Here is a 24,711-nt window from a genome sequence, read left to right on the forward strand (position 1 = left end):
ACCCGCTGCTTCTCCCACCGCACGAAGTACCAGTACACCGTCTGCCAAGGCGGGAAGTCGGCGGGCAGCTGCCGCCACGGGCATCCGGTGCGCACCACGTACAGCACCGCGTCCACGATCTCGCGCCGCGAATGCTTCTCCGGGCGCCCGCCGCTGCCGGCCGGTGGCAGCAGCGGCTGCACCAGCGCCCACTCCTCATCGGTCAGGTCCGACGGGTAACACGACGTCCGAGCCATCGCCACACCCTGCACGAACCGGCACACCGCATCACGCAGACACACCGACCGAGATCAACTTCTCAAACACGCACTAAAAGTTGCGCCAGATTTTTCCGCCACGTCAGCCAGCGCCTGGGGAATGGCATGCATACCGCCACGGGAAGGGAAGAAGACGCCATTCACCGTGTCCATGTGGGCGATGATCGCGTAGATGGCCAGTGCTTTGTGGGGAGCCAAGCCGACGTAGAGAGACTGGAAAGTGTGTGCCTTGATAAGGCGTTCGTCGGTCAATTGGCTGGACACCCATCGGTCCAGTCTCCGGAACCCGCCCGCCGCCGCCAGTTTCAGCAACGCGTAAGGGCGGGCCATGCTGCGCAGCCGGGTCATGTCCGCGTCGATGAATGAGGACCATTCCGCCTCGAAGAGCGTTCCGAGGCGGTGCCGGAAACGCAGGTACCGGGCCGCCTCTGCCGGGCCGCACAGCTCCCGGACGTTGCCGGCCATCCGCTCCGCGCCGGCCACCACGTCCAGCCGGGAGCCGTCAGGGAACGCCAGCCGGTACGACGGATCCAGCCGCCGGAGCGGCAGCACGCCGTCCATGTCCACGCCCGCGGCGCCGAACGTGGCGGCCAGCACGTCCGGCATGGTCAGCACGGACGGGCCCGTGTCGAACCGGTAGGGGCCGGAGGTCACCGACCCGCAGCAGCCGCCCGGCGCGCCGCGGCCCTCGACGACCAGCACGTCACGGCCCCGCGCGGCCAGGTGAAGCGCCGCGGACAGGCCGCCGAGGCCCGCCCCGACGACCACGACGGGATCGCGCGCCGTCCGGTGCCAGAGATCCACCGCTTCCTCCAGCGTCGTCCGTGAGGTTCTGCACGGTCCTTCGGGACGTGACGGCCGGGCGGTTGCATCCGCCTTCCACACCCGTCCTCGACAAGCGCGGGCCGCGGTGCGGTCAGCGGACCGTGGTCGAGTGCGCTTCCCGGCCGGCGACACGCTCGTTCATTGCGTCGCGCCGCCCGAGCATGTCCATCGTCTTGTCGCGCATTTCCTCCATGCGCAGGGCGATGCCCATGGCGAAGAATGTCGGGGCCCATTCACCGACGAAGATGCCCCATCGGTCGGCCCGTTCCAGACCGGCGTCCTCCAGCCGGTTGGACATCGCCCACGAGGCGAACGCCAGCCCGATCGACCCGATTCCCGCCATGTACATGATGTTCGACTTCAGGCCCCACTTGTGCAGTGTGTCGATCATTTTCCCTCCTTGGTTCGGTCGCCCCCGTACCCTGGGCCCGTGTACGCAAGCGCGTATTAACGGGATTTTGCCCGCGATGCGGAATGTCGGGTCTCGTCCGGGTGTGGGGGTGACATCGCGCGGGCACGGGTAGAGTCGACGCGGAAGTTCCGCCCTGTGTCCGCGGATCAGCACTGACGGCTGCCCGAGGTGACGATCATGGCGAACGATTCCGGCACCGGTTTCTCCGGTACCGACCGCACCCTGTTCCTGGCGGCGGGACGCCTGTGCCGCGCGCTGCGCTCGATGGTCGCGATCTCGCGGGCCGACGGCGTGGCGCTGATGCTCGACGACCCGGAGGCGGGGCTGCGCGCGGTGGCCGGGTCCACCGCCGAGGGGCTGGAGCTGGAGTACGCCGAGCAGTCCGAGCGGGACGGCCCGGCCCACGAGTCCGTGGCCGCCGACCACCCGGTCGCCGTGGACGACCTGGAGGGCCGCGGCGGCACCGCGTACGCGAGGCTGGCGCGCCGGGCCGCACCGGTCCGGGCCGTGCTGGCGGTGCCCGTGCACGCCGGCGGTGCGGTCATCGGGGCGCTGAACTTCTACCGGATCACACCGGGGGCGTGGACGAGCGACCAGATCGCGGTCGGGCAGAGCCTGGCCGACACCGCGGCCGACCTTCTGGTCCGGCTCCCCGTGCCTCCGCCGGCGCACGACCAGGACGGCCGTGGCGCCATGACGTTCCATTAACGGGCATCCGAGGACGGGGAACACCGTGCAGATCGACAGCGAAGCATTGGGGGCGAGCCTGAAGCGCCTGCGGAAGGCTCCGCACGAACCTGATGTCGTGCGCGCCCTGCAGCGGGTGGTCAGCTCGGTGGACCGCCTGTTCGGCTACGACGGCGCGGGCATCATGCTCATCGATCAGGAGGAGCAACTCCGCTACGTGGCCGCGGGCGACGAGGCCGGCCGGTCCCTGGAGGAGGCGCAGGCCCGCGCCGAGCAGGGGCCCTGCTACGACACCTACGTCGTGGGGCACCCGGTCACCACCAAGGACGTGCGCTCGGACGCCCGGTGGCCCCAGCTCGCGGAGGTGCTCGACGAGCGGGTGCGCGCCGTGGCCGGCGTCCCGATCCTGCTGGGCGGCAGCCCGGTCGGCACCCTGAACGTCTACCAGTCCGAGCCCGCCGAATGGGACGAGTCCGACATCGTCGCACTGCGCGCCTACGCCGGGCTCGCCGGGGAGCTCGTGGCGGCCGCGCTGGCGTCCCAGGAGCACAGCGCCACCGCCGCCCAGCTGCAGTACGCGCTGGACTACCGGGTGGTCATCGAACGCGCCATCGGCTTCCTGATGGCGACCCACGGCGAGGACGCCGTCGCGGCCTTCAACCGGCTGCGCCGGCGGGCCCGCGACCGCCGCCGGCGCGTCGCCGACCTCGCCGCCGAGGTCCTGAGCGGGGGCGACGCCTGAACCTGCGCACGTGCCGACCATCCCCGACCCGATCTTGATCTTCCCTTCTCGATGGTCCGGCCCCTGCCCCCGTCCGGCCCGGAGATCCCGCGCAGCCCTTGGAGGCTCAGTGACCTCGGCCGACCGTTCGACCTCGCCGCCCGCGCAAGGCAGCATCAGCTGCGCCGGCGGCCTGCTTCTGCTGGACATCCTCGTCCATCCCGACGAGCCCACCACCGAGCTGCGCCTCACCGGCGAGCTCGACTGCTCCACCGCCGACGACCTGCGGCATCACATCGCGGTCGCCATCGACGCGCACGACCCGCACCGGCTCCTGCTGGACCTCTCCGAACTCGCGTTCATCGACTCCAGCGGGCTGTCGGTCATGGTGCGGGCGCACCAGCTGATGGCCCGGCGCGGACGGCTGCTGTCCCTGTGCGATCCGCAGCCGCGGGTGCGCCGCATCCTGCACGTCGCCGGGCTGCACACCCGGCTGCACATCACGAACGGCAAAGCGCTCTAAACGAGACCTTTGCCATGTATCAACCTTCCTGAAAGGGGCACACCCGAGGCGCTGAGACGCACCACGAGGAGGCCCCCGATGCCCTGGTTGATGATCCTGGTACTGCTGCTCGCGCTGATCCTGTTCGGGGTCGGCTTCACGCTCAAGGTCCTGTGGATCGTGGCCGCCGTCGTCCTGCTGGTTTGGCTGCTGGGCTTCGTGGCCCGCGGCACGGGACCGTCCGGCCGGCGAGGCCGCTGGTACCGCTGGTGAGCAAGCGGCGGCAGGCGGCGCCGTCCCGTCCTATCCGGGACGGGGCGGCGCGACCGCGCCGGAGGCGTCAGCGGCGGGCCAGGCGGCGCTCGCTCGGGCCCGCCTCGTACGGGATGTCGTAGTGGGCGAAGACCGCCGGTTCGGCGGCGGCGAGCAGCTCGCCGTCGGTGTCGATCGACGGGGCGTCCTTCACCTGCTTCTTCGGGTAGGCGAGCCGGAGGTGCTCCGGGCCCAATGTCGCGCCGTCCAGCGGCGCGAACACCAGGCGCTGCCGGGTCGGCAGCCCGACCTTCACCGTGGCGAAGAACGGCTCGTCGGTCAGCGTGTCGACGTAGATGGCCTCCAGCTGGCCCACCTTGCTCCCGGACGCGTCGATGACGTCCCGGCCGCGCCACTGCCTGATGTCCTCGATCTGAAACATGATTCCGTCCAGCTTTCGGGTCATGTGTCGCGTCTACCCAGCCGACCCGAGTCATGCGCCTTTACGGGTGCGTGAAGGTGTGAGTCTGACCTGGGGCGACGTAGGCGGCCCTGTCGGATAGTCCACGGCGTTCCAGTTCCCGCCGGAAATCCTCCAAAGATGAGGTCATCACGGTGTAGTCCTCGTAGTGGACGGGCACCGCGGTCGCCGGACGGATCGTCTCTATGAGATCGGCGCCCTGGACGGCGTCCATGGTGACCAGAAGGCCGCCGGGCAGCCTGGTGCCGCCCAGATGCAGGACGGCCACATGAATGTCGCGGTGGCGCCGGGCTATTTGTTCGATTCCGTCGAACATCAGCGTGTCACCGGTGATGTAGAGGCGGAACTGCACATCGCCGGTGGCGGGTCCGAATTCCAGAAGGCTGCCCATGACCGGCGGCAGCATGTACTGGACGGGGCCGGGAGCGTGCCGGCCGGGCATGGACGTGATGCGCAGCAGCGCCCCGTCCTTGACCAGCGTGTGCGACTCCCACGTGCGCAGGCCGACGGCGTGCCGGAAGCGGTGCCATCCCTGGAGGCGGCGCGCCGCGTGGGGCGTGGTGACGATCGGCAGTCCCCGGTCGAGTTTCGCGCGCGCGACCCGGTCCCAGTGGTCGCCGTGCAGGTGGGACAGGACGACGGCGTCCAACTGCGGCAGGTCGCCGATGCGCACCGCGGGCTCGGTGAGCCGCCGCGTGGTCAGCCCGAATCCGAGATAGGCGCGCTGCCCCCGGTGCAGGAAGTTGGGATCCGTCAGCAGCGTGAACGGCCCGCAACGCAGCAGCATGGTCGCATTGCCGACGAACTGCATCGTGAGCTGACGCAGGGCGAGTTCCGGCGCGGTCTTCATATTTTCCCCCTTTCGCCTCGCCCATGCCCGGGGAAGGGGAGGCGAACCCTGGACCGGCGTTGACCGAAACATCGCACGGTCAAGGGCCTTGCTTCATAATTCGTGCATCACAAGTTGCGGCAATGGAGGCGAAACGGTGAGCGGCATGGAGAAGGCTCCTCCCGGGGTGGACATCACCGTCCCCAGCCCGGCCCGGATGTACGACTACATCCTCGGCGGAACGGAGAACTACGACGTCGACCGCAAGGCCGCGGAGGCGGTCCGGAAGAACATGCCCGACCTGGAGGACGCCGCCTGGGCGAACCGCGGGTTCCTGCAGCGGTCGGTGCGCCGGCTCGCCGAGGGCGGCATCCGGCAGTTCGTCGACATCGGCGCGGGCCTGCCGACGCGGAACAACACGCACGACGCCGCGCAGGCGGTGGCGCCCGACGCCCGCGTCCTGTACGCCGACAACGACCCGATGGTGGCGGCGCACGCGAAGAACCTGCTGGCCGGGTCGTCCGGGACGGCGTTCATCACGGCCGACTTCCGCGACCCCGACGGGCTGCTCGGGCACGAGGAGGCCCTCGCCCTGATCGACTTCACGAAGCCCGTGGCGCTGCTGCTGGTCGCGGTGACCCACTTCGTCCCGGACGAGGACGACCCGTGGGGCGTCGTCCAGCGGTACATGAGCCGGCTGGTGCCCGGCAGCTACCTGGTGCTGTCCTCCATCACCAGCGAGCGGCAGCCCGACAAGGCGATCGACACGGTCGAGGAGGTGTACTCCAAGTCGTCCACCGGAGCCGTCCGCGTCCGGGCGCGTGCCGACATCGAGCGGTTCTTCACCGGGCTGGAGATCGTCCCGCCCTATGGCGGGGCCCCGGCGGAGCTCGCCTACGTTGGGCAGTGGGGTGCCGAAGACCCTGACGCCGCCGACAGTGATGGGTCGCGGTGGGGATACTGCGCTGTGGCGAGGAAGCCGATATGAGGAAACCGTCAGTCGAGGAGCTGGGCGTCGATCCGGACGCCCTGGAGTGGAAGCGGTCGGAGACGGACGAGGGAGCCATCGAGGTGGCGTTCGTCGGGGAGTGGACGCTGCTGCGCACGTCCGGTGACCTGATCTCGGTCTTCGACGAGCATGAGTGGGCGTGCTTCCTGGACGGTGTCAAGAAGGGCGAGTTCGATCGCGCCGCTTCCTGATCCGATCGGATCTGTGATTCACAAGTTCGGAAGGCGTATGCTGATGGCGGCCGGATGTCAAGGGAGGTGGTTCCGGTGAGCGAGGCGTACGGGGCCACCATCGCCAAGCGGGGGCTGGCGCGCCGTTTGAAGGAGCTGCGCGTCGAGGCGGGATACACGGCCAACCAGGTCTGCGACCGGCTGAACTGGGGACGGGGCAAGGTCGGCCGGTTCGAGGCCAACAGCTGGGTACGGCCCGAGCTCAGCGATATCCGCGATCTGGCGCGCATCTACGAGGGCAGCGATCTCGACGAGCTCGAAGAGCTCGCCGCCCGCGCGCGCCGGCGGGCCTGGTGGCGTGACTACTCGGATGTGTACGACAACGAGTTCCCCGGCTTCGAGGGAGACGCCTCGAGCATCCGGGTGGGGTCATGCCGCTGGTACTTCCCGGGTTGTTGCAGACGTTGCCGTACATGCAGGCGCTCCTGTCGTCCGGTACCAGGACGCCCGAATGGCGCGAGCGCGCCCTGCGGGCACGGCTGAGGCGGCAGCAGATCCTCGACAGGGACGAGCACGCCCCGGAGCTGATCGCGGTCATCACCGAGGCGTCGCTGATGTACGAGTGGGGCGACGCCGGCGACCGGCGGGCGCAGCTCGCCCATCTGCTGACGATGTCCCGGCGTTCCAACGTGGAGCTGCGGCTGCTGCGGCTCGCGGACGGGCTGCACCCGGGCATGTCCACGCTGGTCAACATCTTCCGATTCCCCGGCGGCGAGCCGCCCATGGTCTTCCTCGAGAACGACGCGGCGATCCAGGAGATCGACACCCCCGGCGACGTGGAGGCATATGACGCCATCTTCGACCAGATCCGCCAGGCGGCGCTCGGCCCAGCCGACACCGCGGACCATCTGCAGAAACTGATCTCAACGCTGGAGTAGACCGGTATGGATCTCTCTCAGGCACGGTGGTTCAAGGCCACCGCCAGCGCGAGCAGCAACGGAGGCTGCGTCGAGGTCGCCGACCTCGAGACGGCCACCGGGCTGCGTGACAGCAGGACACCGGAGGCCGGGGCGCACGTCGTCGCCCGGACCGTCTTCGCGTCGTTCCTCGAGGACGTCCGGGCGGGACGCTACGACCGCTGACCCGGGCCGCACACAGATCCCCCAGGGCTGCACCCCTGGGGGATCTTCATGTGTGCGGCCCTCTCTCAGGCGACGTCCACGCTACAGCGGCGCGGAGGGCCGGTCCCCTGTCCGCCGGTACACGTTTCAGGCGCCCCCGGGCGACGTGGTTTGGGCCATTACGGGCACATCGGTGAACGTCTCACTCGTGGGTGGATGATCCTTGCGGTCCGCCGCCCCGGGACGCCAGAAATGTGCGAAGCTTGGAACTGTGATTCACACATAGCGAGTCGCGAACCATGAGGGCGCATGTCGCGAATGTCTGGATCACGACCGGCTCCGCTAACGACCCTGTGCTGTGAGGGTGGGCGTCATGACGAAGGCCGCAGCGATGTGCGGGATTCCCTGGAGACTGGAAAACGGCGGCTGCGCCGCCCTCCCCCTCCCCGCGGACACCTCCATCGCCAGGGTCGCCCGCGCCCACGTCACCGGCCTCCTGCCCGCGTTCGGCCTGTCGATCGGCGACGTCGACGACATCACCCTCATGGTCAGCGAGCTGGCCACCAACGTCCTGCAGCACGCGACGTCCCGCGACGGCGCCCCGGGAGCCGAACTCTGGGTCTACCAGCGCGACAACGGGCACGGCCAGGACGAGCTGGTCGTCAAGACGTTCGACACGCTGCGCGGATGGCGCCCGCCCGCCGACCCCGGCGACGACATCCTCGACCACGGCCGCGGCCTGGAGATCATCGAGCTCCTCACGCGGGGCCGGTGGGGGCACCACCCGACGCGGTCCCGGCTGCGGACGCCGGCCGTCCGCGGCAAGGCGACCTGGTTCGCCCTCCCGCTCCCGCACACCGTGCGCCGCCGCCACGTCTGGCGGGTGGACGGCCCGCACGCCACGCGGGACCTCCACGCGCTGATCGTCCGGCGCGGGATCGTCCACCTCACCCCCACCGAGAAGTCCGGTCGACCCGTCCTGCACGGCATGGGCGACCTGACCGTCTGGTGCGAGGCCGCGTCGTTCCGCTGGTGCGCCCGCTCCGGCGCGGACGGCCGCCTCCCCATCACCGACATCACCGAAGCCTGCGAACAGATCGTCCAGCTCTGCGAGACGCTGGACGATCCCGATCGCGGGTGACCCCGCCCGGCGTCGCGTGGCCCGGCGGGGGGGCGGGCCACGCGACTCCCGGGCGTCAGCCCGCGACCTCCTCCCGGACGCGCCGGGCCGCCGCGACGAGGTTGCGCAGCGACGCCTCCGTCTCCGGATAGGCGCGGGTCTTCAGGCCGCAGTCGGGGTTGACCCACAGCCGTGCGGGCTCCACCGCCCGGAGCGCGCGCCGCAGGTTGTCCTCCATCTCCTCAGCGGACGGGACGCGCGGGGAGTGGATGTCGTACACGCCGGGCCCGATGCCGTTCTCGTACCCCGCGGCGCGCAGGTCACCGACCAGCTCCATGCGGGAGCGGGCCGCCTCGACGCTGGTGACGTCGGCGTCCAGCGCACCGATGGCCCCGATGATCTCCCCGAACTCCGAGTAGCACATGTGCGTGTGGATCTGGGTGGAGTCGGCGACCCCCGAGGTGGCGAGCCGGAACGCCCCGACCGCCCAGTCCAGGTAGGCGGGACGGTCGGCGGCCCGCAGCGGCAGCAGCTCGCGCAGCGCGGGCTCGTCCACCTGGATGACGCGGATCCCGGCCGCCTCCAGATCGGCGATCTCGTCCCGCAGAGCCAGGGCGACCTGGCGCGCGGTGTCGGAGAGCGGCTGGTCGTCCCGCACGAACGACCACGCCAGCATCGTCACCGGACCCGTCAGCATCCCCTTGACCGGCCTGCTCGTCAGCGACTGCGCGTACGTCGCCCACTCGACCGTCATCGGACGGGGCCGCGCGACGTCGCCGTGCAGGATCGGCGGGCGGACGTACCGCGACCCGTACGACTGCACCCACCCGTGCTCGGTCGCCGCATACCCGTCGAGCTGCTCGGCGAAGTACTGCACCATGTCGTTGCGCTCCGGCTCGCCGTGCACGAGGACGTCCAGCCCCAGGTCCTCCTGCAACGCGATGACGCGGGCGATCTCGTCCTTCATCGCCCGTGTGTAGGCCTCCTCGCCGATGCGCCCGGCACGCCGGTCAGCGCGGATCCTGCGGATCTCGGGCGTCTGCGGGAACGAGCCGATCGTGGTCGTGGCCAGCGCGGGCAGCCCCAGCGCCTCCCGCTGGGCGGCGAACCGGACGGCCCGGTCACCCCGCCGCGCGTCGCCGATCGCCTTCACCCGCTCGCGGACGGCCCTGTCGACCGCCGGCCCGGCCGCCGCGGCCTCGGCGGGCACGTCCTCGCGCAGCGCACGCCCGAGCGCGACGACCTCACCGACCTTCTGCCGGGCGAACGCGAGCCGGCTCCGTACTTCGGGGGCCGGCGACGTCTCGGCGTCCAGATCGATCGGAACGTGCATCAGCGAACACGACGTGCTCACCACCAGCCGGTCGACGAGCCCGAGCAGCGAGGCGCTGGTCGCCCTGGCCCGCCGCTGGTCCGTCCGCCACACATTGCGTCCGTCGACCACACCCGCGACGAGCGTCTTGCGAGGCAGCCCACCGACCGACGCCAGCACATCGACGTTCTGCGCCCCAGCGACGAGATCGAGCCCGACGGCCTCGACACGGCTCCTCGCGAGAACCCGCAACGCGTCCACACCGATCGTGCCGAAATAGGTGGCGACCATCAGCCGCGGCCTGCTGGTCAGCCGCCCGAGCCGCGCGTAGGCACGGGCGAGCGCGTCGATCTCCTCGGACGTCCGGTCCTCGACGAGCGCGGGCTCGTCCAGCTGCACCCATTCCGCGCCCGCCCCGGCGAGCCGCTCCAGCACCTCGGCGTACACGTCGACGAGCCCGTCGAGCAGGCTCAGCGGGCGGAACCCGTCCACCGCGGGCTTGGCCAGCAACAGGTATGTCAGCGGCCCGACGAGCACGGGCCGCGTCTCGATCCCGAGCGCCCTCGCCTCCCGGTACTCGGCGAGCGGCTTGGCCGCCGCCCCCTCCGCCAGCCGGAACCGCGTCCCCGGCCCCACCTCGGGCACGATGTAGTGGTAGTTGGTGTCGTACCACTTGGTCATCTCAAGCGGCGGGACGTCCTGCACGCCCCGCGCCATGGCGAAGTACCGGTCGAACCCGGTCAGGTGCCGATACCGCGCGGGAATCGCATCGACCAACACACTGGTGTCGAGCACGTGGTCGTAGAACGAGAACGTGTTGGACGGGACGCTGCCGAGCCCGGCGTCACGCAGCTGCGTCCAGACCTCCGCCCGAAGGCGGGCACCGGCCTCGACAAGCGCGCCGGCGTCGGCACGTCCGGCCCAGTAGTTCTCTGTGGCGACCTTGAGTTCCCGGTTCGGGCCGATCCGGGGATATCCGAGGATCGTGGTGTTCATGGCGGCTTCCCTCGCTCTGCCACGGGCGGACACGCGGGAGGGCGCACGGCCTTGCCGTGTCGCGGGCCGTCCCACGAGGCCGCGGACCACCGCACGCCGGCCGGCGCACGGGCGGAGGCAGGTCTTCGGACTCGCGGGCATCGCCTCTCCGAGGCGTCCTACTGGCCGTCGCTTCCCAGGCCGCGTGGCCCAGTGCGTGATGACGGCGGTCGTTCCCGCTCACCGCTGCGGGGCAGTCCCGGACTCACACCGGGTTCCCTCTTACGACACTCACGCCCAAGCGCAAGCGAACCATCCGCACCCCCACCCTACCGACCCTCACGCAGAGGCAGCCTTGCTAGGGGAGGTCGTGTGTGCCGCGCTTGATGTTCGTGGCGAGTTGGCGGAAGGAGGTGGCCGTGAGGGTGAGGTGGGGTCCGTTGGGGTGTTTGCTGTCGCGCACGCCGACGTTTCCCGAGAGCCCCGCAACCTCGACACAGTCGGACTGCTGACCGGTACCGCTGTGACTCGATCTGCGCCACGTGGTCATGGTTGCCCCTTCAGGGCGGCTCCTGAGCGGACGGCCTTGCTAGGGGAGGTCGTGTGTGCCGCGCTTGATGTTCGTGGCGAGTTGGCGGAAGGAGGTGGCCGTGAGGGTGAGGTGGGGGCCGTCGGGGTGTTTGCTGTCGCGCACGCCGATGTTTCCGGAGAGCGCCGCAACCTCGACACAGTTGGACTGTCCGCTGGTGCCGCTGCGGCTCGACTTACGCCATCTGGTCACGTCCATCTCTCCAATGCGGCTTCTAGGAGCGCCCTAGACGGGCTGACCGGGGTGGCTATGTCACCAATTGAGTCGTATTGTACTTCGACGTCCTGGACATCGATCGGGTCCATCAGAAACCGCCCACGAGTCGTCGCTTCGTCATATGCCAGATCGCGGTCATCGACCGTGAGGATCATGATCGGACCATCCAGCCCGGGGTGCGCTCCTGCACTGTTCTCGACCACCCGGATATTCACATGGGGAAGCTCACTCAGCTCTATGAGTTGAGTGAGCTGGTCCCGCATGATCTCGCGCGAGCCGACCAGTTGCGCCAGGGCGGCCCAACTGAGGTAGGCCGTCACGCGTGGCGGGGCCTCCTTGTCGAAGACGGCGGCCTTGCGGGACATGCGACGTTCCAAGTCGGCGTCCAGCTCGTTGGAAGTCCCTGCCATCAGCGCGGCACGTGCATAGTCGGATGTCTGCAGGAGTCCAGGGATCATGGTGGGCTCCCACATGCGGATTCGTGTCGCGCGGCGCTCGAACTCGGCGAGCGACAGGGCGAGCTTCTGGATACTCGGCAAGCCGACGACGCCGTTGTTGATAGACGTTAAGGTGGAGCGGTTGTGGGAACCGATGCGAGCCTTCCAGTCTGTGATCCTCACCGACGTGAGCTCGGTAATGCGTTTCTTGAAGGCGCTCTCTGGTGCAACTGGAAATTCACCGGTCGATGGGACCAGGCGTCTGGCCAACGAGATCACGCAGGAAATACCGCTCATCAGAGAGCGGCAAGCGCTGGGAGACATCGAAAGAGCGATAACCCGGGTCGGCTCCCGGCTGCGTTCCGGCACCCCCAACATCGACCCTCTCGATATTCGAACGCTGCTGTCGCACGACAGGCTCGAAGAACTTCTGAGCATGGTCGAGTCCGACGAGGCCACGTCCGTCAAACAGCGGCAGGCGGCGGTCGCGCTGGTGAACTTGGGCCGCTACGGAGAGGCGGCGAGTATCGCGGTGCTGATCAAGAACCGGAACGAAGCCCGTACCGTGTGCATGGAGATCGTGCGGAGGATACCCCGGGGCGCTACCGAGGCCTCCGATGAATGGCAGGCCCTCGATCGGGTGTTCCCCAGACTGGGGAGACCTCAGATCAGGGACGTGCTTGAGGGCATGGAACAGGCCGGCGTAGCCCCGTTGGGGCCGTGGGCGTCAGGCGAATCTCTGGCCGATGACGCGCCTTGATGCAACGAGCGTGAAGTGGCGCGATGCCCGGCCTGGCCACCGGCGGCCGGCGGTGTGGGATCGGGCCTGCGGTAGGGAGTTGCGGCAGGCGACGTAGTGGGACGCGCGGTGGTTGCCCCTGGCCGTGGTCAGGGAGCCGGTCGGCTCGGTGGCGGCAGCGCAAACTGGTCCGGGTTTGGTGGTTGACGATCGGGGGTTTCTGGTGACTGTTGTTCATGGTGACTCGCTGGCCGAGTTTGGGAGCACGGATCGCGGTCACTTCGCTGGTCCCGCCTCTGCCTTGTTCTCCGTGGGCGCAGGGGCGGGATCATGCCTTGCCATGTTCGATGTGGCGTAGGCCTCGGTTCCGCCGCTCGGACGATGCACGGGTACTATTCGGCGGAGAGCAGTCGCTCTTTGAGGGCCTTGCTGATTTCTGGTAGTTCGGCGCGGATGAGCGCCCGTTCCTCGTCGGTTATATCTTGGGCTGCGCGGCGAATCCTGTCGACGTAGTCGGCCTCGAATTCTGTTTCCAGGTCGATCTCGTCCACCCAGCCTGCCCCAGTGGCGTCGCCGAAGAGGTCGAAGAATACTGCCATGAAGAGAAAGGGACGCTGTAGTCCGGGCTCGTCGTATCGGGGTGGTCGGCCCGCAGTCGCGATCGACTGGCTGAAGAGGTGGATCGCCTCCCTTGTGTTACCCGAGAACAATGCGACCTCGGCGGCGCGCATCAGCAGGGAATGCTTTGTCTTGCAGTGTTTCGCGGCACTTCTGGCGATTTCTATGGCGCTCCGCGCTCGTTCCTCGCGGTCGAGGAAACTGACAAGCCAGACGTACGGTGTCTCGTGGTCGGGTTGCCGGGCCGCCTCGTCCAGGAAGACCGGCACGGCGTCCGTCCAGCGGTTCTCGTCGCGGGCGTGTTTGATCGCCGATCGTAGAGCAGGGCCGCCTCGCCCGCGGGAGTCTGGCGTTTCGCGGCCGTATCGGCTGAGCATTTCCTTGACCGTCTCGGACTTGGGGAACTGCTCTCTATCAAGGACATTTTCAATCTGGGCGACGAGTCTGCGTGCGTCGCGGTTCTCGCGGCTGAATGGATTTCGCATGGGCAAGATCATACATGTGGCGCCCTGTGAACCAATTGGACCGCATCCGGATGATAGGGAGGGTGCATGATCGGGAGGCGAGAGGAAGGTGTGTGCTGTGGGTGAGTCGTATGTCGTGACCGGTGGTGGGCGGGGTGTGGGGCGCGCGATCGTTGAGCGGTTGGTGGCGGGTGGCGGGCGTGTGGTCGTCATCGAGTTCGACCCGGAGGCCTTGGCTTGGACGGAGGATCGGCCGGGCGTGAGTTCGGTCGTGGGTGATGCCTCTGAGGAAGGGGTCGCCGAGCGGGCCGCCGACCTCGCGCAGGAGGTGGGGGCGTTGGTGGGGTGGGTGAACAATGCCGCGGTTTTTCGGGACGTCGGAAACCCGTCTGCTCGGGAGCTTCTGGGGCTTGTTGCCATGAACTTTGAGCCGGCGGTGGTGGGGTGTGTTACTGCCGTGCGGCGGTTCCTGGATGCCGGGACACGGGGCGCGATTGTTAATGTGTCGTCGCATCAGGCGCAGCGGCCGGTGCGTGGGGCGTTGCCTTATGCGACGGCCAAGGCGGCCATTGAGGGGTTCAGCCGGGCCTTGGCCGTTGATTATGGGCCTCGCGGGATTCGTACGAATGTCGTGGCGCTCGGGTCCATCACGACTGAACGGTATGAGGCATTTCTCGGGCGGCAGGCGCCCGGGGAGGTCGCGCGGATCGAGAATGAGATGCGGTTGCTTCATCCGGTGGGGCGGGTCGGGCGGCCGGATGAGGTGGCGGCGGCTGTGGCTTTTCTGCTTTCGGATGAATCGAGCTTCGTCAACGGGGCCGTGGTTCCGGTGGACGGCGGGCGGCATGCCGTGGGGCGGGATCCCGAAGAGGTCTGAGATCCCGTGTTTTCCCGGATCACCTGGGCAAACGCGGTTCGTTGGACGCCTGGGGCATCCCGTCGGTTGGCGGGATGCCCCAAGGTGGTCAGGATGCCCCATCGATCAGCGAATACCGGTACTTCTAGGGATTCGTTCGATCGGAAGGGATCCACAGGGGTGAAGAGGCTTTTCGTTGCGGGGGCCGCCGCCGTCGCGGTGGCGGGCGGGGCCGGGCTGCTGGTGGCGACGCCGGCCGAGGCCGCGAGTGCCGTGCAGATCTATCGGGTGTACTACAACTCGCCGGGGAGCGACCGGGGGTCGAACTCGTCGCTGAACGCCGAATGGGTGCAGCTGTTCAACACGTCGAAGTCGGCCAAGAACATGAAGGGCGTGAAGATCCGCGACAAGGCCGGGTACACGTACACCTTCGGGGCCTTCACGTTGAAGGGGCGCAAGTCGGTTTACGTCCACACCGGCCGGGGCTCCAACAACGCGACGCACCGGTATTGGGGCAAGAAGTGGTACGTGTGGAACAACACCGGTGACACCGCGTACCTGCTCTACCCGAGTGGCCGTCTCGCGGACAAGTGCTCGTGGGGGAAGAAGGGGTCGTCCAAGTACTGCTGACTGCACGGTGGCAGAGTTGAGGCGTGCGGGTTGGGATCCTTGGGCCGCTGACGGTCACGGACCGCGGGCGTGACGTCGTGGTCGGCGGGGCTCGCCTGCGGGCGCTGCTGATCAGGTTGGCGCTCGAAGAGGGGCGGGCGGTGACCGCCGAGTCGCTCGTCCGGGCGCTGTGGCCGGACGGCGGCCCCGGAGATCGGGTGCATGCGCTGCACGCGCTCGTCTCGCGCCTGCGGCGGTGCCTGCCCGAGGGGCGGGTCCGGTCGGTGCCCGGCGGTTATGTCCTGGACGCGGACGTGGACGCGCCGGAGTTCGAGCGGCTCGCCCGGGAGGGCGGCCGGGCGCTGCGCGACGGGGACGCGCGGTGCGCCGTCGAGCGGTTGCGCGAGGCGCTGGAGCTGTGGCGGGGCGACGCGCTCGCGGACGCCTCCGGGCTGCCGTTCGCGGACGCCGCGGCCGTCCGGTACGAGGCGCTCCGGCTCTCGGCCACCGAGGACCGGATCGCCGCCGACCTGGCCGCCGGTGCCGAGCCGGCGCGGTCGGTCGCGGAGCTGGAGGAACTGGCGGTGCGCCATCCGCTGCGGGAACGGCCCAGGGCCCTGCTGGTCCAGGCCCTGCACCGGGCGGGACGGCCGGCCGAGGCGCTGGCGGTGTTCGAGCGGTTCAGGGGCGTGCTCGCCGAGGAGCTGGGGACCGATCCGGGGCGGGAGCTGCGGGACGCCTACCTGGGCGTCCTGCGGTCCGCCCCGCGGGAACGGGTGCGCGGCAACCTGCGGGTGCCGCCGACCAGCTTCGTCGGACGGGAGAACGAGCGCGCGTGGATCGCGCGGCGGCTCTGGGAGGGGCGCCTCGTCACGCTCGTCGGGCCCGGCGGGGCGGGCAAGACCCGGCTCGCGACGCAGGTCGCCGCCGACCTGGCCGGGCGGTACCCGGGCGGGGTCTGGCTGGTGGAGCTGGCGGTGATCGACGAGCCGGACGAGGTGGTCCACGCGGTCGCGGGCGTGCTCGGCCTGCGGGACGGGGCGGGCCGGCTGGTGGAGGCGCTGTCCGCCGACGAGACGCTGATCGTCCTGGACAACTGCGAGCACGTCGTCGAGGCCGCGGCCCGGCTCGTGGACGGCCTGCTCGCCGCCTGCCCCGGCCTCCGCGTCCTCGCGACGAGCCGGGAGCGCCTCGGCGTCGACGGCGAGGCGCTCTGCCCGGTGCCGCCGCTCGACGTCCCCGGGCCGGGGGAGGACGGCCTGGCGTCGGCGTCGGTGGAGCTGTTCGCCGAGCGCGCGGCGGCCGTCCGGCCCGGGTTCACGGTGCGGGGCGACGTCGTGGGCGAGATCTGCCGCCGGCTGGACGGGTTGCCGCTGGCGATCGAGCTGGCCGCGGCGCGGCTGCGGTCCATGTCGCCCGAGCGGCTGGCCGCGCGGCTGGACGACCGGTTCCGGGTGCTGACCGGCGGGCCGAGGACCGCCTTGCCCCGGCACCGGACCCTGCGCGCCGTCGTCGCCTGGAGCTGGGATCTGCTGCCCGCCGGGGAACGCCGGTTCGCCGAGCGCCTCTCGGTGTTCCCCGGGACGATCACGCCGGAGAGCGCGGCCCGGGTGACCGGGGCCGGGCGGTCTCTGGAGCTGCTCGAATCCCTCGTGGACCGTTCGCTTCTCCAGGTCGTGGACGATTCCGAGCCGCGGTTCCGGATGCTGGAGACGATCCGCGAGTACGGGCGGGAGCGGCTGGCGGACGAGACGGGCCGCGTCCGGGCCGAGTATGTCCGCTGCTTCCTCGACCTGGCCGAGCGGGCGGAACCGCACCTGCGGGGATCCGGCCAGCTGGAGTGGGTCCGCCTGCTCACGGCGGAACGCGACAACCTCCACACCGCGCTGCAGCACGCCGTGGACGCCGGGGACGCCGAGCCGGCCGTCCGGTTGGGAGCCGCGCTCGCCACGTTCTGGATGATCCAGGGCGATCACGCCGAGGCGGCGCGCAGGCTGCGGCAGGTGCTGCGGGTGCCGCGGCGGTCGCCCGTCCCGGGGCAGGACGCCGCGCTCGGCGGTTACGCGTTCAACACCGTCCTCGCGGGCGGCGACGCCCGGGACGACCCGCTGATCGGTGAACGGCCGCGGGACGCGAGCCATCCGCTGGCCGCGCTGGCCGAGCCCGCCGCCGCCCTGCTCACCGGCGACAACGCCGCTGGAGTGGCGGCGATCGACCGGCGCCCGCCGGACGACGACCCGTGGGCGCGCGCGGCGCTGCGGCTGATGCGGGCGATGCTGAACGGCAACCGCGGCGAGATGGGGCAGGCCGGCGACGACATCGCCGCCGCCCGGCGGGGGTTCCGGGAGGCCGGTGAGCGGGCCGGGCTGGCGCTCGTGCTCACGTTCGGGGCCGAGACGCAGACCGTCGCCGGGGACTTCGCCGGGGCCGCCACCGCGCTGGAGGAGTCGATCGGGCTGCTGCGCGAGCTGGGGCAGGACGACGCCGCCGGCATGCAGCGGGTGATGCTCGCCGTGGCCCGTGCCCGGTCCGGCGACGTGCGGCGCGCCCGCGACGAGCTCGCCGCGATGATCGAGCCGGGCGCCGGGACCCCGTCCCGCCACCTCGTCCCCGCCCGGCTGGCGCTCGGCGACCTCGCCCGCCACGCAGGTGCTGCGGACGAGGCCCGCGAGCACTACGCCGCCGCCGGACGGGAGATCGGCCGGGTGCGGGCCTACCCGCAGTACCGCTCACTGCTGGAGGCGGCGCACGCCCAGATGGCCATAGGACGGGGCGAGCCGGACGCGGCGCACGACCATCTGCGGAGGGCGCTCGCCCTCGCCGTCGACTCGCCCGACATGCCGATCGCGGCCGTCGCCGGATACGCGGTGGCCCGGTTGCGCGCCGACGCCGACCCGGAGGGCGCGGCGGAGGTGCTCGGCGCCGCGTCCGTCCTGCGCGGCTCGTCCGACGCGCACAACCCCGACGTCGCGCAGGTGGCCGGACGCATCCGGAAGGCCCTGGGCGAGCACGCCCATCGCGCCGCCGTCGACCGCGGCCGCAGGCTGGACGTGGCCGGCGCGCTCGCCCTGCTCGATGATCAGCTGCGCCGCCGGTAGGCGTACACGGCGAGCGGCCCGAAGACCGCCAGGAACCCCGCCGACCACAGCAGCGTCATCGCCGCCGGATGCGCGACGGGCCCGCCGAGCAGCAGCCCGCGCGCGGCGTCCACGGCGTGGCTGACCGGGTTGACCTCGACCCAGGCCCGGAGCCAGCCCGGCAGCGTGTCCGCCGGGACGACCATGGTCGTCCCGAACGCCAGCGGGAAGATCCCGAGGAACGCCACCGTCTGCACGATGACCTCCTCCCTGATCAGCACGCCGATGAGCACGTTGAGCCACCCCAGCGAGAACCCGAGCACGGTCGCGAGCCCGGCCGCGGCGACCGCCGACGCCGCGTCGGTCTGGACGCGGAAGCCCAGCAGGTAGCCGGTCGCGAACAGCACGACGGCGGCGACGACGTACCGGATCATGTCGCCGAGGACGATGCCGGTCAGCGGCGCGGAACGTCCGATCGGCAGGCTCCGGAAACGGTCGAAGACGCCCTTCTTGATGTCGGTGTTGATGCTCAGCCCGGTCGCCAGCATCCCGGCGAGGAGCATGGTCATCACCAGCACGCCCGGGAAGACGTACTGCAGGTAGGCGTGCGTGGAGCCGGACACCGCGCCGCCGAACAGGTACACGAACAGCAGCAGGAAGATGATCGGCATGAACAGCGCGTCCAGGAGCACGCCGGGGTTGCGCCGCGTCTTCGTCAGGCTGCGCCCGGCCAGCAGCAGGCTGTGCCGGACGAGCCGGTGGCGGGGCCGCGCCGCCGCGCCGGCCGCGGGCCGCAGAGCGATCTCGGTCATGCGGCCTCCCTCTCCGCGTGGTGGCCGGTCAGGGTGAAGAACACCTCGTCGAGGCTGGGCAGCCGGAGGGACAGCTCGGTGACGGAGATGCCGGCCGCAGCCAGGCGCCGCACGGTCTCGGTGAACGCGGCGTCCCCCGTGACCGGCACCGTGACGACGTCCCGGCGGGGCGGCTCGACCTCGCGTCCCGACACCTCCCGCAGGATGGCGGTGACCTCGGCGAGCCGGCCGGGGTCGCGCGGCCGGACGGCGATCGTCTGCCCGCCCGCGACCCGTTTCAGCTCGGCCGGGGTGCCCGCGGCGATCACGGTTCCGCGGTCGATGACGGTGATCTCGTCGGCGAGCGCGTCGGCCTCCTCCATGTACTGGGTGGTCAGCAGCACGGTCCCGCCGCCGGTGGTCATCGACCGGATCAGCCGCCAGGCCTCCTCCCGCCGGCCCGGGTCGAGGCCCGTCGTCGGCTCGTCCAGGTAGATCACGGCGGGACGTCCCATCATGCTCGCGGCCAGGTCGAGGCGGCGCCGCATGCCGCCGGAGTACGTGGACACGCGGCGCCCGGCGTCGTCGGTCAGCTCGAAGCGGTCCAGCAGCTCGGCGGCGCGGGCCCGCGCGTCCGCCTTGCGCATGTCGAGGAGCCGCCCGATGAGGACGAGGTTCTCCGTCGCGGTGAGGTCCTCGTCCACCGACGCGTACTGGCCGGTGAGGCCGGCCAGCTCCCGCACCCTGGCGGCGTCGCGGACGACGTCGAGCCCGCAGACCTCCGCCCTGCCGCCGTCCGGCCGCAGGAGCGTGGCGAGGATCCGCACGGCGGTCGTCTTGCCCGCGCCGTTCGGGCCGAGGACGCCGAGGACCGTGCCGGGCCGCGCGGCCAGGTCCACCCCGGCCAGCGCGGTCGTCTTTCCGAATCGTTTGACCAGGCCCTCCGCCTGGAATGCGTAGTCCATGGCGCCGAGGCTGCCGGGCGGCGCTCACAATCCGCTCACACGGCCACCGGCGCCCGTCCGCGGGTCAGATCGTCCCGGTGGCCTCCAGTGCGGCGATCTGCTCGGGGGTCAGGCCGAGGCCGCCGTAGATCTCCACGTTGTGCCGGCCGAGCGCAGGGCCAAGCGAGCGGACCTCGCCCGGCGTCTCGGACAGCTTCGGGAAGACGTTGTGCATCGGGAAGTCGCCGAACTCGGGATGCGCCATCCGGATGATCGCCTCGCGGGCCCTGTAGTGCGGGTCGGCGAGCATGTCCTTGGCGCGGTACGTGAGCCCGGCCGGGATGCCGTTGTCGTGGAGGAGTTCCAGGAGGGGAGCCGACTCCTGGGCGGCCGTCCAGGCGCCGATGAGGTCGTCCAGCTCCTCGGCGTTGGCGCCGCGGGCGCCGTGCGTGGCGTAGCGCTCGTCGTCGGCCAGTTCGGGACGTCCCATGAGCGCGGCCAGGCGGCGCCAGATCGTGTCCCGGTTCGCGGCGATGAGGACGGGTCCGTCCTTCGTCGGGTAGACGTTGCTGGGCGCGACGTTCGGCAGCACGGAACCGGTGCGCTCCCGCTGGTAGCCGGCGATCTCCCATTCCGGGACGAGCGACTCCATCATCGCCAGCACCGCCTCGTACAGGGCCGAGTCGACGATCTGGCCGCGTCCGGTCCGGTGCCGGGCGTGCAGCGCGACGAGGGTGCCGAGGGCGGCGAACGTGCCGGCCAGCTCGTCCCCGAGGGAGATGCCCGCGCGGGACGGCGGCCTGTCCGGATCGCCGGTCACGTACCGGATGCCGCCCATCGCCTCCCCGATCGAGCCGAACCCGGCGCGCGGCGCGTACGGGCCGTCCTGCCCGTAGCCGGTGACGCGGGTGATGATCAGCCGCGGGTTCTCGGCGTGGAGGTCGGCGGGCGCGAGGCCCCAGCGTTCGAGGGTTCCGGGACGGAAGTTCTCCACCAGCACGTCCGCCTGGGTGATGAGCCGGCGGGCGAGTGCCTGCCCTTCCGGTGTGCGCAGGTTCAGGGTCACCGACTTCTTGTTGCGCGCGAGGATCGGCCACCACAGCGACATGCCGTGGGGCTTCTCCCGCCCCCACTCGCGCATCGGGTCCCCGGCGCCGGGTGGTTCGATCTTGACGACCTCGGCGCCGAAGTCGCTGAGCAACTGGCCGCAGAACGGCCCGGCCAGCAGCTGCCCCATCTCCACGACCCGCAGATCGCCGAGCGCCTCGGTGCTCATCATCCTCCTCGCCCGCGGCCCTTCTGGGCGCTGTTTGCATGCAATATAGTGCCGACAACGGACAATCTCGCAAGAAGTGAGTCGGATTGCATACAACTGTGCTGGAGGTCGGCCCTCGCGACGGCCTTCAGAACGAGGACCGCGTGCTCTCGCCCGACGACCGGATCGCCTTCGTCACGCGCTGCGTGGACGCGGGCGTGCGCCGCGTCGAGGCCGTCTCGTTCGTCCATCCCGAGCGCGTCCCGCAGATGGCGGGAGCCGAGGAGGTCATGGCGGGCGTGCCCCGCCGCGAGGGCGTCTCCTACAGCGGGCTGGTCCTCAACCGCCGTGGCCTGGACCGCGCGCTGGAGGCGGGCGTGGACGAGATCAACGTGGCCATACCGGCGTCCGACACGTTCTGCGTCCGCAACCAGGGGTGCACCACGTCCGAGATGCTGGACGCCTGGGACGGCATCGCCGCTGCCGCCGCCGACGCGGGCATACCCGCCGGGATGACCATCGCGACCGCGTTCGGCTGTCCCTTCGAGGGCGACACGCCGCCCGGCCGCGTGGCCGATATCGCCCGCCGCGCCGCCGCGTCCGGCGCCGTCGAGATCGCCCTCGCCGACACGGTCGGGGTCGGCGTCCCGTCCGAGGTCCGCGACCTGTCCCGCCGCGTCCGCGACGCCGCCCCCGGCACGCCGCTGCGCTTCCATTTCCACAACACGCGGAACACCGGCTACGCGAACGCGCTCACCGCCCTGGACGAGGGCGCCGCGACGCTGGACGCGAGCACCGGCGGCTTCGGCGGCTGCCCCTTCGCGCCGGCGGCCACCGGGAACATCGCCACCGAGGACCTTCTCTACGCCCTCCACCGCACCGGCGTCGAAACCGGGATCGACCTGGTCGGGGTATCAGAAACGGGCCTGTGGCTGGCCGAACTGCTCGGCAGGCCCGCATCCGCCCTTCTCGGACGTGCCGGCCCGTTCTAGGGGCCGTGGTACGCCTCGCGCTCCCACTCGTCCCGCTCCTGCGTGTGGAGCCGCCAGTAGTGCTCGGCGATGTCGTCGGGGTCGAAGTCCGTCCCCGGCGCGACCGTGCCCGCCACGGTGACGCTCGCGACGTGCACGCCGGACGGCCCGTACTCCTGGTGGAGCAGCTCGACCAGCGTCCGCACCCCCGCCTTGCCCAGCGACAGGCTCACGTACTGGCGCTTCGGCTCCGGCATCCCGCCGGTGATGAGGAACGTTCCACGCCCCCGTTCCGCCATCGCGGGCGCGACGTGGGCGGCGGCGACGGCCGCCCCGGCCACGTTCACCGCCCAGGCCTCCATGTGGCCCTGGACCGACAGGTCTCTCGGGCCGTCCGGCCTGATGAGCGCCGCGTTGTAGACGACGACGTCCGGTGTGCCGTGCTTGCCGGCGATCTCGTCGAGCGCGGCGCGCAGCGCGACCTCGTCGGTCGCGTCCGCCGGTCGCGCGACCACGTCCGCTCCATCGGACGCGACCGCCCGGGCCTCGTCCCGCAGCGCCCCCTCGTTCCGCGCGACGAGCCCGACCGGCAGCCCCTCCCGGGCGAACCTGCGGGCCACCGCCCGTCCGATGCCCGGACCGGCACCGATGATCACTGCTCCTGCCATCCCCGCCTCCTTCGGCCGGGGACGACGCTACGCCCTCACATCGATGTGAGGGTCAAGCCTCAGCTCAGGTCGAACTTGACCTTCTCGCCCTCGATCGACGTGATCGTGATCGTGACCGGCCCGACCCGCGAACTCTGCCCGTTCCCGATGGTGGCGGGCCCCGAACCTCCGGCGGAGACGGTCATGCCCTGCGCGGAGATCTCCGAGACGGTGACGTCCACGTCGTTGATCTCCACGGTCTGCCCGGCGCCGTTCACCGTCACATGGCATTTCCCGTTGACGCACGAGTGCGAGTTGCTCTGGCATCCGGTGATCAACAATGCCCCGCCCACCGCGAGTACCGAGAGGAACGATGCGGAACGCTTCACTTTCTACCCCCTGATCGAGCGACCTTAGAGGTACAGATGCGCCGAAACCACCCCTGGTTCCGCTACAAGAGGATCGGCTCCTCTCGTGCAGGTCGGCCTGCGTCCTCGAAGGCCGGATTCCGGTCAGCCGGGGAGGGAGAGGTGGCGCGGGTTGGCCACCGTGAGTTTGTCGATCACCGTGGCGCGGACGGTGGCGATCACCTCGTCCATCCGGGCGTCGAGGGTGCCTTCACGGATGGCCTTCGCAAGCGCGATGTCGGTTCCGCAGTCCAGGGCTTTCAGGCGGTTCTCGTGGGCGGCCCCGTGGGCTTCGGCCAGCAGGAGTTCCCGGCGGGCTATGCGGAGCGCGGCGGCTGCGACGCGGGCGTGGAAGCGCAGACGGTCGTCGGGTTGCTCGGCCGTGGCCAGGAAACCGCCGGCGGCGTCGATGAGGGCGTGCGCGTCCGGCTGGTCGTGGGGTGATGCGTCCGGTGCTTGCGCGTTCTCCAGGGGGTCTTGGACGGTCGCCGGTTCCGTCAGGCCCATCGCGAGGAGGAGGTCGTGTTCCTGCTCGCAGACCCGCCGCCCCAGGACGGCGTACTCGATCGACCGGTCGGAGCCGCTCAGGTAGCGCTCGGCCTGGTGGCGGCACAGGATCAGCCAGCGGAGCGTCCCGTACACCTCCCACCAGTGGAGTTCCTCGGGGGTGGGCGGGGTGCCGCCGGCGGCGGCGTACCCGGCGAGGAGGTCGTCACGGGGACCGAACCCGCCGACGGGATGCGGCGATCCGAAGCGCCACGCCTTCACGCAGAGCCAGCCGAGATCCTCGGCCGGGTCGCCGAGGTGGGCGAGCTCCCAGTCCAGGACGCCCGTCACGCCGCCCGTGCCGATCATCAGGTTGCCGTTGCGGAAGTCGCCGTGCACGACCGTCCGGCGGCCCGACGCGGGCGGACGCCGGTCGTCCAGCCAGCGCAGGGCCAGCTCGACGGCGGGCCGCATCTCGAACGTCGAGTACAGGGCTTTGAGCGCGGTGAGGGGGTCGTCGTCCGGCAGGCCGGGGACGGGCGCCATCGCGTGCAGCCGGGCCAGGATGCCGCCCAGCTCGCGGGCGAGGCCCGGACGGACGGCGGCGAAGCGGTCGTCGCGCAGGAGCCGGCGGGGGATCGTCTCGCCCGCCAGCCGCTCCATGACCAGGTAGGCCGTGCCCTCCAGGTCGTCGCCGTGGCCGACGAGGCGGGGCACGGGGACGCCGGCGTCCGCGGCGGAGGCGAGCAGCGCGGCCTCGCGCGCCATCGCGGTGGGGTCGAGGACCGCGGGCGGGTCGCGGCGCAGGATCAGCGGGCGGCCGCCCGCGTCGAACGACCACGTCTCGCGGCTCGCGCCGCCCGACAGCCGCCGGAGCCCGGTGACCGGCGCGCCCAGCCGTCCGGCGAGCGCGGTCTCCAGGGCGTTCATGC

The 24,711-nt window shown here is 70.8% G+C and carries 31 protein-coding genes and 1 riboswitch; of the genes, 15 read left to right on the forward strand and 16 right to left on the reverse strand.

Features of this window, described 5'->3' with window-relative positions; genetic code table 11:
• The 3 genes from BM339_RS46690 to BM339_RS46700 all read right to left on the reverse strand — a co-directional run.
• On the reverse strand, positions 1-236 hold a 236-nt coding region (locus BM339_RS46690; RefSeq protein WP_143118883.1), incomplete at its 3' end, for a transposase.
• Between the two features lie 54 nt (positions 237-290).
• On the reverse strand, positions 291-1,061 hold the full coding sequence (locus BM339_RS46695; protein ID WP_083598585.1) for an FAD-dependent oxidoreductase: 771 nt from the start codon (positions 1,059-1,061) through the stop codon (positions 291-293).
• A gap of 112 nt (positions 1,062-1,173) precedes the next feature.
• Complete coding sequence (locus BM339_RS46700) at positions 1,174-1,473, reverse strand: hypothetical protein (RefSeq protein WP_021592130.1); 300 nt, start codon at positions 1,471-1,473, stop codon at positions 1,174-1,176.
• Positions 1,474-1,671: 198 nt separating this feature from the next.
• Here BM339_RS46700 and BM339_RS46705 point away from each other — a divergent pair, with 198 nt between their 5' ends.
• The 4 genes from BM339_RS46705 to BM339_RS46720 all read left to right on the forward strand — a co-directional run bounded on the left by BM339_RS46705 (position 1,672) and on the right by BM339_RS46720 (position 3,677).
• On the forward strand, positions 1,672-2,202 hold the full coding sequence (locus tag BM339_RS46705; RefSeq protein WP_143118884.1) for a GAF domain-containing protein: 531 nt from the start codon (positions 1,672-1,674) through the stop codon (positions 2,200-2,202).
• 25 nt (positions 2,203-2,227) lie between these two features.
• Complete coding sequence (locus BM339_RS46710; protein WP_021592128.1) at positions 2,228-2,923, forward strand: GAF and ANTAR domain-containing protein; 696 nt, start codon at positions 2,228-2,230, stop codon at positions 2,921-2,923.
• Between the two features lie 109 nt (positions 2,924-3,032).
• A complete protein-coding gene (locus BM339_RS46715; RefSeq protein WP_021592127.1) occupies positions 3,033-3,425 on the forward strand; it encodes an STAS domain-containing protein in 393 nt (130 codons plus the stop codon).
• A 78-nt stretch (positions 3,426-3,503) separates the two neighbouring features.
• Positions 3,504-3,677, forward strand: coding sequence for a hypothetical protein (locus BM339_RS46720; RefSeq protein WP_021592126.1), 174 nt, complete (start codon positions 3,504-3,506; stop codon positions 3,675-3,677).
• A 67-nt stretch (positions 3,678-3,744) separates the two neighbouring features.
• Here the strand turns inward: BM339_RS46720 and BM339_RS46725 are convergent, their stop codons facing one another.
• Positions 3,745-4,122, reverse strand: a complete 378-nt coding sequence (locus BM339_RS46725; protein WP_218163949.1) for a PRC-barrel domain-containing protein — start codon at positions 4,120-4,122, stop codon at positions 3,745-3,747.
• Between the two features lie 37 nt (positions 4,123-4,159).
• On the reverse strand, positions 4,160-4,987 hold the full coding sequence (locus BM339_RS46730) for an MBL fold metallo-hydrolase (RefSeq protein WP_075025030.1): 828 nt from the start codon (positions 4,985-4,987) through the stop codon (positions 4,160-4,162).
• 145 nt (positions 4,988-5,132) lie between these two features.
• Between BM339_RS46730 and BM339_RS46735 the strand changes: the two genes are divergently transcribed.
• From BM339_RS46735 to BM339_RS46760, 6 genes are all read left to right on the forward strand, one after another.
• On the forward strand, positions 5,133-5,954 hold the full coding sequence (locus tag BM339_RS46735) for an SAM-dependent methyltransferase (RefSeq protein WP_024935950.1): 822 nt from the start codon (positions 5,133-5,135) through the stop codon (positions 5,952-5,954).
• A complete protein-coding gene (locus BM339_RS46740) occupies positions 5,951-6,166 on the forward strand; it encodes a DUF397 domain-containing protein (RefSeq protein ID WP_075025031.1) in 216 nt (71 codons plus the stop codon). Before BM339_RS46735 ends, BM339_RS46740 begins: the two co-directional genes overlap by 4 nt.
• 75 nt (positions 6,167-6,241) lie before the next feature.
• Positions 6,242-6,688 carry a helix-turn-helix domain-containing protein gene (locus BM339_RS46745; RefSeq protein WP_177287942.1) on the forward strand — a complete coding sequence of 149 codons (447 nt, stop codon included), beginning with the start codon at positions 6,242-6,244 and terminating at the stop codon, positions 6,686-6,688.
• Positions 6,619-7,083, forward strand: a complete 465-nt coding sequence (locus BM339_RS46750; protein WP_075025033.1) for a DUF5753 domain-containing protein — start codon at positions 6,619-6,621, stop codon at positions 7,081-7,083. The genes BM339_RS46745 and BM339_RS46750 overlap by 70 nt, the downstream gene beginning before the upstream one ends.
• A 6-nt stretch (positions 7,084-7,089) precedes the next feature.
• Positions 7,090-7,287 carry a DUF397 domain-containing protein gene (locus BM339_RS46755; protein WP_021592120.1) on the forward strand — a complete coding sequence of 66 codons (198 nt, stop codon included), beginning with the start codon at positions 7,090-7,092 and terminating at the stop codon, positions 7,285-7,287.
• A 352-nt stretch (positions 7,288-7,639) separates the two neighbouring features.
• Positions 7,640-8,407, forward strand: coding sequence for an ATP-binding protein (locus tag BM339_RS46760; protein ID WP_143118886.1), 768 nt, complete (start codon positions 7,640-7,642; stop codon positions 8,405-8,407).
• 55 nt (positions 8,408-8,462) lie between these two features.
• Here the strand turns inward: BM339_RS46760 and metE are convergent, their stop codons facing one another.
• The 4 genes from metE to BM339_RS46780 all read right to left on the reverse strand — a co-directional run bounded on the left by metE (position 8,463) and on the right by BM339_RS46780 (position 12,098).
• The gene (gene metE, locus BM339_RS46765) at positions 8,463-10,694 is read right to left on the reverse strand and encodes a 5-methyltetrahydropteroyltriglutamate--homocysteine S-methyltransferase (protein WP_075025035.1); all 2,232 of its coding nucleotides are present in this window, start codon (positions 10,692-10,694) and stop codon (positions 8,463-8,465) included.
• A gap of 115 nt (positions 10,695-10,809) precedes the next feature.
• Positions 10,810-10,988, reverse strand: a riboswitch (cobalamin riboswitch).
• Between the two features lie 43 nt (positions 10,989-11,031).
• Positions 11,032-11,223, reverse strand: coding sequence for a DUF397 domain-containing protein (locus tag BM339_RS46770; protein ID WP_075025036.1), 192 nt, complete (start codon positions 11,221-11,223; stop codon positions 11,032-11,034).
• 39 nt (positions 11,224-11,262) lie between these two features.
• Positions 11,263-11,460, reverse strand: a complete 198-nt coding sequence (locus BM339_RS46775) for a DUF397 domain-containing protein (RefSeq protein WP_075025037.1) — start codon at positions 11,458-11,460, stop codon at positions 11,263-11,265.
• On the reverse strand, positions 11,451-12,098 hold the full coding sequence (locus BM339_RS46780; protein WP_143118887.1) for a DUF5753 domain-containing protein: 648 nt from the start codon (positions 12,096-12,098) through the stop codon (positions 11,451-11,453). Before BM339_RS46780 ends, BM339_RS46775 begins: the two co-directional genes overlap by 10 nt.
• Between BM339_RS46780 and BM339_RS46785 the strand changes: the two genes are divergently transcribed.
• On the forward strand, positions 12,088-12,675 hold the full coding sequence (locus BM339_RS46785) for a hypothetical protein (RefSeq protein WP_143118888.1): 588 nt from the start codon (positions 12,088-12,090) through the stop codon (positions 12,673-12,675). The genes BM339_RS46780 and BM339_RS46785 overlap by 11 nt on opposite strands.
• A 371-nt stretch (positions 12,676-13,046) precedes the next feature.
• On the opposite strand, the gene BM339_RS46790 is transcribed toward BM339_RS46785, so the two are convergent.
• Positions 13,047-13,757, reverse strand: a complete 711-nt coding sequence (locus tag BM339_RS46790; protein WP_143118889.1) for a hypothetical protein — start codon at positions 13,755-13,757, stop codon at positions 13,047-13,049.
• A gap of 97 nt (positions 13,758-13,854) precedes the next feature.
• Between BM339_RS46790 and BM339_RS46795 the strand changes: the two genes are divergently transcribed.
• The 3 genes from BM339_RS46795 to BM339_RS46805 all read left to right on the forward strand — a co-directional run bounded on the left by BM339_RS46795 (position 13,855) and on the right by BM339_RS46805 (position 18,299).
• A complete protein-coding gene (locus BM339_RS46795; protein ID WP_075025041.1) occupies positions 13,855-14,613 on the forward strand; it encodes an SDR family NAD(P)-dependent oxidoreductase in 759 nt (252 codons plus the stop codon).
• Between the two features lie 159 nt (positions 14,614-14,772).
• Positions 14,773-15,222, forward strand: coding sequence for a lamin tail domain-containing protein (locus tag BM339_RS46800; RefSeq protein ID WP_021599468.1), 450 nt, complete (start codon positions 14,773-14,775; stop codon positions 15,220-15,222).
• Between the two features lie 23 nt (positions 15,223-15,245).
• Positions 15,246-18,299, forward strand: coding sequence for an ATP-binding protein (locus BM339_RS46805; protein ID WP_075025042.1), 3,054 nt, complete (start codon positions 15,246-15,248; stop codon positions 18,297-18,299).
• Here BM339_RS46805 and BM339_RS46810 read toward each other — a convergent pair.
• From BM339_RS46810 to BM339_RS46820, 3 genes are all read right to left on the reverse strand, one after another.
• The gene (locus tag BM339_RS46810) at positions 18,281-19,090 is read right to left on the reverse strand and encodes an ABC transporter permease (RefSeq protein ID WP_075025043.1); all 810 of its coding nucleotides are present in this window, start codon (positions 19,088-19,090) and stop codon (positions 18,281-18,283) included. The genes BM339_RS46805 and BM339_RS46810 overlap by 19 nt on opposite strands.
• Complete coding sequence (locus BM339_RS46815; protein ID WP_075025044.1) at positions 19,087-20,034, reverse strand: ATP-binding cassette domain-containing protein; 948 nt, start codon at positions 20,032-20,034, stop codon at positions 19,087-19,089. Before BM339_RS46815 ends, BM339_RS46810 begins: the two co-directional genes overlap by 4 nt.
• A 64-nt stretch (positions 20,035-20,098) precedes the next feature.
• Complete coding sequence (locus BM339_RS46820) at positions 20,099-21,289, reverse strand: CaiB/BaiF CoA transferase family protein (protein WP_075025045.1); 1,191 nt, start codon at positions 21,287-21,289, stop codon at positions 20,099-20,101.
• 98 nt (positions 21,290-21,387) lie between these two features.
• Here BM339_RS46820 and BM339_RS46825 point away from each other — a divergent pair, with 98 nt between their 5' ends.
• On the forward strand, positions 21,388-22,260 hold the full coding sequence (locus BM339_RS46825; protein WP_244938513.1) for a hydroxymethylglutaryl-CoA lyase: 873 nt from the start codon (positions 21,388-21,390) through the stop codon (positions 22,258-22,260).
• Here BM339_RS46825 and BM339_RS46830 read toward each other — a convergent pair.
• The 3 genes from BM339_RS46830 to BM339_RS46840 form a co-directional block, all read right to left on the reverse strand.
• On the reverse strand, positions 22,257-22,907 hold the full coding sequence (locus tag BM339_RS46830) for an SDR family NAD(P)-dependent oxidoreductase (protein WP_075025047.1): 651 nt from the start codon (positions 22,905-22,907) through the stop codon (positions 22,257-22,259). The two genes, BM339_RS46825 and BM339_RS46830, sit on opposite strands and share 4 nt — an antisense overlap.
• A gap of 59 nt (positions 22,908-22,966) precedes the next feature.
• Entirely contained in the window at positions 22,967-23,275 is a 309-nt protein-coding gene (locus BM339_RS46835; RefSeq protein ID WP_143118891.1) for a hypothetical protein, read from the reverse strand.
• Positions 23,276-23,398: 123 nt separating this feature from the next.
• On the reverse strand, positions 23,399-24,709 hold the full coding sequence (locus tag BM339_RS46840) for a phosphotransferase (protein WP_075025049.1): 1,311 nt from the start codon (positions 24,707-24,709) through the stop codon (positions 23,399-23,401).
• Between the last annotated feature and the right edge of the window lie 2 nt (positions 24,710-24,711).

The sequence above is a fragment of the Actinomadura madurae genome (assembly GCF_900115095.1).
GTDB classification, from domain to species: Bacteria; Actinomycetota; Actinomycetes; order Streptosporangiales; family Streptosporangiaceae; genus Spirillospora; species Spirillospora madurae.